Raw genomic sequence first — 6,435 nt, 5'->3', positions numbered from 1 at the left:
GGAAGGCAAGGAACCCCCGACATGAGCAACCCGTTCGAGAACCCCGAAGGCGTCTACTCCGTCCTCGTCAACGACGAGGGCCAGTACAGCCTGTGGCCCGACTTCGTGGACGTACCGGCAGGCTGGACGGTCGCGCACGGACCCGCCGGCCGGCAGGAGTGCCTGGACCACATCGAGACCAACTGGACGGACATGAGGCCGAAGAGCCTGGTCGACGGGGCCTGAGCACACGAAAGGGGGGCGGGTCCGAGTGAATTCGGACCCGCCCCCCATGCGTGTCTCGTCGGTCAGGAAGCGGGCTGCTCCACCTTCGTCGACGCCTTGCCGTCCACCGCCGCCGCGAGCTGCGGCACCAGCCGGTCCAGGACGTAGGGGATGCTCAACACGGTGGACAGGGACACGGCGTTGCCGTAGTCACTGGTCTCCTTGATGAAGACCTCGCGGCCCTGCTTCACCACGTTCAGATCGCCGTAGATCTTGTCGCTGTGCAGCTTGGTGACGGCCGTGGTGGTGTCCGGCACGATCCACACGGCGACCTTCTGGTCGAGCAGGTCGTAGCGTTCCTTGCTGATGTTCGCGCCGAACGTGTCACCGATGACCTTGTCGAGATCCTTCGGGAGCGAGAAGCCCAGGTCGGACAGGAGCCGGGAGCGCGGGTCCTGGCTGCCGTAGACGAAGACGCCCTCGTACGGGGTCGCCATGACGGCCGACGTACCGGCGAACGCGGGGTTGGCCTTCTTCGCGGCGGCGAACTTGGCTTCGACGCCCGACACCAGCGTCTTGGCCTCGGAGGCCTTGCCGAGCGCCTGGCCGATCTCCTCGGTCTGCTGCTGCCACGGCACGCCGTAGTCGTTGTACGCCTTCGGCTGGGCGACGACCGGCGCGAACTGCGACAGGCTCTGGTACTGGGCCTTGGTGAGGCCCGAGTAGACCGCGAGGATGAGATCGGGCTTCAGCGCGGCGATCTTCTCCACCTGCGGGCCCGTGCCGGTGTCCTTGAGGACGGTCGGCGCCGGTGAACTGCCCAGCTTGTCCTTGGCCCAGGGGCCGATGGCGCCCTTGTAGCCGCCCAGCCACTCGGTCGTGCCGACCGGCACCTTGCCCAGGGCGAGGACCGCGTCCTGGTCGGTGAGACCGACGGTGACGATGCGCTTGGGCTCGGACTTGATCGTCGTACTGCCGAACTTGTGGGCGATCGTCACGGGGAACGCGTCGGCGGACGCCTTCGAGTCCGACCCGGACGTGTTGGAGGCCGACGAGGAGGAGTCGGAGTCGGAGGAACCGCAGCCCACCGCCGTGACGGCCAGCAGGAGTACGGAGGCGAGCAGGCCGGACAGCCGGAAGGCTCTGGTGGCGCGGGGCATCGGATGATCCTTCTGTTCGTCGCGATGGGTCGGCGGGGGGTGGCGGATCTAGTGGGTGTCGGGGGCGGCCCCGGAGGAGCGGCTGCCGGACCAGGCCTGCCACAGGGCGGCGTACGGGCCCTGGGCGGTGAGGAGTTCGTCGTGCGTGCCGTTCTCCACGACCCGGCCGTCGTCCAGCACGATCACCCGGTCCGCGGTGGCGGCCTGGCTGAGCCGGTGCGCCACGACCAGTGCGGTACGGCCGCGCAGGGCCTGTTCGGCGGCCTCGTCCAACTGGCGGGCGCCCGAACTGCCCGCCTCCGCCGTCGCCTCGTCGAGGACGACGACCGGCGGGTCGGCCAACAGCAGCCGGGCCAGGGCGAGTTGCTGGGCGCGGTCGGCGGTCAGCCGGTGGCCGCCGTCGCCGACGACCGTGTCCAGGCCCTCCGGCAGCGCCTCGGCCCAGCCGAGCGCGCCCACCGTGTCCAGTGCCTCACGGAGTTCCTCGACATGCGCGTCCGGGCGGGCCAGCCGCAGATCGTCGGCGAGCGACCCGGCGAACACATGGACCTCCTGCGTCACCAACCCGACCAACTGCCCGGCCTCGTCCGGCTCCGCGCCGCCGACATCGATCCGGCCCGACTGCGAACGGTGCAGTCCCGCGACGAGTTTGGCGAGAGTCGTCTTGCCGGCACCCGTCGTGCCGACGAGCGCGACCCGTTCCTTGGGCCGGATCTCCAGATCGACGTCGTGCAGCACCGGGCGGCCCGGCACATACGCGTGGGAGACACCCGTCAGCGTCACGGACGGGGGCCCGGCGACGGCCGTACGGTCGTCCGCGCGGTCGGTGACGGTAGGCGCGGGCTCGTCCACTACACCAACAAGCCGTGCCAGTCCGGCCGTTGCCGACTGGGCGTCGTCCAGCAGCACCAGCGCGGTGTTGACCGGCCCGAAGAGACTGTGGAAGTACAGCGCGGCGGCGGTGGCCGTACCGACCGAGGCGGAACCGTCTCGGACCAGCAGGAACCCGGTCACCAGGACGGCGGACAGCCCCAGGTACTCGGCGATGTGCAGCCGACTGTAGAAGCGCAGCATCAGCCGCACCCCGCTCATCGTCAACTCCACGGCCGCACGCGAGCGTTCGGTGACCTGCCGGGTGTGCCCGTGCTGCAAGCGGTACGCCCGTACCGTCCGTGCCCCGCCGATGGTGTCCAGCAACTGCTGCTGCTGGGTCCCGGTCGCGATGCGCTCCTTGGCGTACAGGGGAACGGCGTTGCGCACATACCAGCGGGCCGTGTGCGCCTGCACCGGCACGGCGATCAGCGCCGCGAGCAGGAACCGCCAGTCCAGCAGGGCGAGCGCGCCCAGGGTCAGCAGGATCGACAACGCGGACCGCGCGAGTTCGGGCAGTGCCCCGCGCACCGCGTCGGCGACTCGTGAAACATCCCTGGTGACACGGGAGTTGAGGTCGCCGGAGCCGGCCTTTTCGATGCGGTCCAGGGGCAGTGACAGCGCCCGCTCCACGAACAGTTCACGGAGCCGGGCGAGCGCGGTCTCCCCGAGCCGGGACACCAGCGACATGCCGAGTGCGGTGGTCACGCCCTGCACCAGGGCGACCCCGGCGAGCGCGACCACCGGCAGGGTGAGCGCGTCGGGGGAGCGGTGCTCGGTGACCACGTCGACGATATGGCCCAGCAGGGGCTGGGTGAGCAGCCCGACGGCCGTGGCGACCACCATCAGACCGAACCCGGCGACGGCCAACCCTCGCTGAGGCCGCAGAAGTTCACGGACCGCGGCGCGGGTGCGGGCCGGGGTGGCGGTGGGGAGGAGGGCCCGGTCGGAGTCAGTCCCCAGGCCTTCCGGCCGTATGCCTTCCGCCGTCATGCCAGCACCGCCGTCCGGTAGGTCGCGTCGGTCCGTACGAGCTCCGCGTGGGTGCCCTCGGCGCCGACGCGTCCGGCGTCCAGGAGGACCACGTGGTCGGCGACGGCGAGCAGCGCGGGGCTGTTGGTCACCACGATCGTGGTGCGGCCCCGGCGCAGATCGCGCAGTCCGTCCGCGATACGGGCCTCGGTCACGGTGTCGACCGCCGTGGTCGGGTCGTGCACGACCAGGACGGACGGCTCGGCACGCAACGCCCTTGCCAGCAGCACGCGTTGGCGCTGTCCGCCGGACAGGGACCGGCCGCCCTCGCCGACACCGGTAGCGGTGCCGTGCGGCAGGGAGTCGGCCACCTCGTCGGCGCGGGCGGCGGCCATGGCGCGTTCGGTGAGGAGATCGGCCTCGCCACCTTGGGAGCCGTCCTCCGGTGTCACGTTCTCTGCCAACGAGCCCTCGAACAGGGCCGCGTCATGGGCGGCGACCAGCACCGCCGCCCGAAGTGCCGCCGGATCCAGGCGACTCAGCGGTACGCCGTCCAGCTCGACCGAACCCGACTCCGGGTCCGCCTCCCGGCCCAGACAGCGCAACAGGGCCTCGGCACCGGCCGGATCAGTCACCGCTATACCGGTCAACCGCCCTGCGCGCAGGGCGAGATCGACACCGTCGAGCCCACCGAGCCGTACGCCCCGCAGCCGCAGTTCGCCGCGCACGGGCTCGGCGACCGGGTCGTCGCCGTCCACGACGGCGGGACTGGTGGCGAGTACTTCGGCGACCCGCGCGGCCGATGCCCGGCCCTGCGCCAGTTCGGCGTTGACCCAGGCGAACGTCTCCAACGGCCCCAGCAGGAACAGCGCGAGCCCCACCGCCGACACCAACTGCCCCAACGTAAGAGATCCGTCGAGCGCGAGTCGACCACCCACCAGGGCGATCAGCGCGATGAACCCGCCGGTGAGCGCGAGCACAAGGCCGGTCTGCCAGGACTCGGCACGCGCCGAACGCAGCGTGGCGGCAAGGGAGATGCGACTTGTACGGCGGTACCGTTCGACGGCCGCCTGCTGTGCGCCGAGACCCTTCAGCACTCGGAGCCCGGCCACCAAGTCGGCGGCCACGCCCGACGCATGGGCGGCCCGGTCCTGCTCGGCCTCGCTGCGGCGCTCCAACGGCTTGCTGAGCAGATGCCCCAGCCACAGCAGAACCGGCGTGCCCAGCAGCACGATCAGCCCGAGCGTGACGGAGATCAGCAGGAGTGCGACGGCGCTCACGGCGACGCCCGAGACGGCCCAAATCCCGCTCATCAAGGCCATGTTGACGGCACCGACCCGCTTGGCGTCCTCGGTGGCGACATTGGCCAGCTCACCGGGCAGCCGTCCCACCTCGGCACCGCCGCGGGCATCGAGCACCCGGCCCACGATCGCCAACCGGAGTGTGTGCGCGGCCTCTTCGGCTCCGCGCTCCCCGGCCTTGGCACCCAGACGGAAGCTCCACGACAACGTCACGTACATGACGGCCAGGACGACGAGCCAGAGCACCAGACGTCCGGCCTTCTGACCGGCCACGGCCTGATCGATGACGACACCGATGAGCACCGGCACCAGGGCTTCCCCCAGTTGGTGCACGCATCCGAGCGCCGAGCCGAGAGCGACGCGCCGAACCTGTCCCTTGACCGAGCGCGTCAGGACGTCCCGCCCCGACAGTTCCCCTGCTCCCACCAGCCACCCTCCGGAAACCGGCCAACTTAGGCAAGGCTACCTTAAGTGAATTGAGGGCGATGGGAGCCCTTTCTACCCGCCCCATTGGTAACGGAGCGGTTCCGATACCGCCGATCGCCGGGGCGTCGGCGCCCGACGCCGAGCGGTACCCTTCCCGGAGTGCGCCCTTTTGCGCGGCGCACGCCGGCAAGGCAGTACGCGAATTCGGGAGGACCGGCGTTGCACGTCCAGGAATGGCTCGACACGGTTCCAGCGGTGGCCGTCTACGCCGTGGTGGCGCTGGTCATCGGGGTGGAGAGCCTGGGCATCCCGCTGCCGGGCGAGATCGTCCTGGTCTCGGCGGCGCTCCTCTCTTCCCAGCACTCCGGCATCAACCCCGTCGTCCTCGGCGCCTGCGCCAGCCTCGGCGCGGTCATCGGCGACTCGATCGGCTATGCGATCGGCCGCAAGGGCGGACGCCCCCTGCTCGCCTGGCTCGGCGACAGATTCCCCAAGCACTTCAGCGAAGGCCATGTCGCCACCGCCGAGCGCTCCTTCGAGAAGTGGGGCATGTGGGCCGTCTTCTTCGGCCGCTTCATCGCCCTGCTCCGCATCTTCGCCGGCCCGCTCGCGGGCGTACTGCGCATGCCGTACTGGAAGTTCCTGACCGCCAATCTCCTCGGCGGAGTCATCTGGGCGGGCGGCACCACGGCGGTCGTCTACTACGTGGGAATCGTCGCCGAGGACTGGCTCAAGCGCTTCTCGTACTTCGGCCTGGCGGCGGCGGTGCTGGTGGGCGCGGCCTCCATGCTGATCGTCCGCCGCAAGGCGCAGAAGATGTCAGCAGAGAAGAAGGAACCCGAGCCGGTCAGCGCCGCCGACTGAAAGCGCCCCTTCAGGGGCGCGGGGAACGGCGCAAAACCACAGGCAAACCGCACTCGCCACCGACCTACTCATGCACCCCCTGATGCGCCTTGGCCAACTCCGCGTACATGGTTCCGTTGAGGGTCAACCCCTCCCGTTCCTCACCGGTGAGAGCCCGCCGCACCTTCGCCGGCACCCCCGCGACCAGTGACCCCGCCGGCACAACCATCCCCTGTGGCACCAACGCCTGCGCCGCGACCAGCGAACCCGCCCCGATCACCGCGCCGTTGAGCACCGTGGCCCCCATCCCGATGAGGCAGTCGTCCTCGACGGTCGCTCCGTGCACGACGGCGTTGTGCCCGACGGACACCCGCTCCCCGACCGTCACCGGAAAGCCGGGGTCGGCATGCAGCGTGCAGTTGTCCTGAATATTGCTGCTGGCCCCCACCGCGATCCGCTCGACGTCACCGCGCAACACCGCTCCGTACCAGACACTCGCCCCCGCCGCCACGGTCACGTCCCCGATCACCGACGCCGTGGGCGCCACGAAAGCGCCCTCGTCGATCTTCGGTTCCCTGCCGCCGATACCCGTGATCAACGCCCTGTGCGTCATGGTGCCCTCGCTTCCGTCGGAGACACCCGCACGGTACGTCATCGGG

The 6,435-nt window shown here is 70.4% G+C and carries 6 protein-coding genes; 2 read left to right on the top strand and 4 right to left on the bottom strand.

What is annotated here, in order from left to right:
- The first annotated feature begins 21 nt into the window (after positions 1-21).
- Positions 22-225: an MbtH family protein gene (locus AB0M63_RS20120; RefSeq protein WP_355904127.1), complete on the top strand. Its 204-nt coding sequence runs from the start codon at positions 22-24 to the stop codon at positions 223-225.
- A gap of 62 nt (positions 226-287) precedes the next feature.
- Here AB0M63_RS20120 and AB0M63_RS20115 read toward each other — a convergent pair whose 3' ends face one another.
- Genes AB0M63_RS20115 through AB0M63_RS20105 form a run of 3 tightly spaced genes read right to left on the bottom strand, consistent with a single transcriptional unit; the run spans position 288 to position 4,933 of the window.
- Positions 288-1,364: an iron-siderophore ABC transporter substrate-binding protein gene (locus tag AB0M63_RS20115; RefSeq protein WP_366020293.1), complete on the bottom strand. Its 1,077-nt coding sequence runs from the start codon at positions 1,362-1,364 to the stop codon at positions 288-290.
- Positions 1,365-1,412: 48 nt separating this feature from the next.
- Positions 1,413-3,227: an ABC transporter ATP-binding protein gene (locus AB0M63_RS20110; RefSeq protein WP_366020292.1), complete on the bottom strand. Its 1,815-nt coding sequence runs from the start codon at positions 3,225-3,227 to the stop codon at positions 1,413-1,415.
- On the bottom strand, positions 3,224-4,933 hold the full coding sequence (locus AB0M63_RS20105; protein ID WP_366020291.1) for an ABC transporter ATP-binding protein: 1,710 nt from the start codon (positions 4,931-4,933) through the stop codon (positions 3,224-3,226). The genes AB0M63_RS20110 and AB0M63_RS20105 overlap by 4 nt, the downstream gene beginning before the upstream one ends.
- Positions 4,934-5,152: 219 nt before the next feature.
- On the opposite strand from AB0M63_RS20105, the gene AB0M63_RS20100 reads away from it, so the two are divergent.
- Positions 5,153-5,797: a DedA family protein gene (locus AB0M63_RS20100; RefSeq protein ID WP_366020290.1), complete on the top strand. Its 645-nt coding sequence runs from the start codon at positions 5,153-5,155 to the stop codon at positions 5,795-5,797.
- Positions 5,798-5,861: 64 nt separating this feature from the next.
- Here AB0M63_RS20100 and AB0M63_RS20095 read toward each other — a convergent pair whose 3' ends face one another.
- Positions 5,862-6,389, bottom strand: coding sequence for a gamma carbonic anhydrase family protein (locus AB0M63_RS20095; protein WP_366020396.1), 528 nt, complete (start codon positions 6,387-6,389; stop codon positions 5,862-5,864).
- Positions 6,390-6,435 lie beyond the last annotated feature (46 nt).

The sequence above is a fragment of the Streptomyces sp. NPDC051576 genome, from assembly GCF_040681835.1.
In the GTDB taxonomy this organism is placed as follows: Bacteria; Actinomycetota; Actinomycetes; order Streptomycetales; family Streptomycetaceae; genus Streptomyces.
Note: the sequence above shows the minus strand (reverse complement) of the source record. Positions and strands in the feature narration are given on the sequence as shown.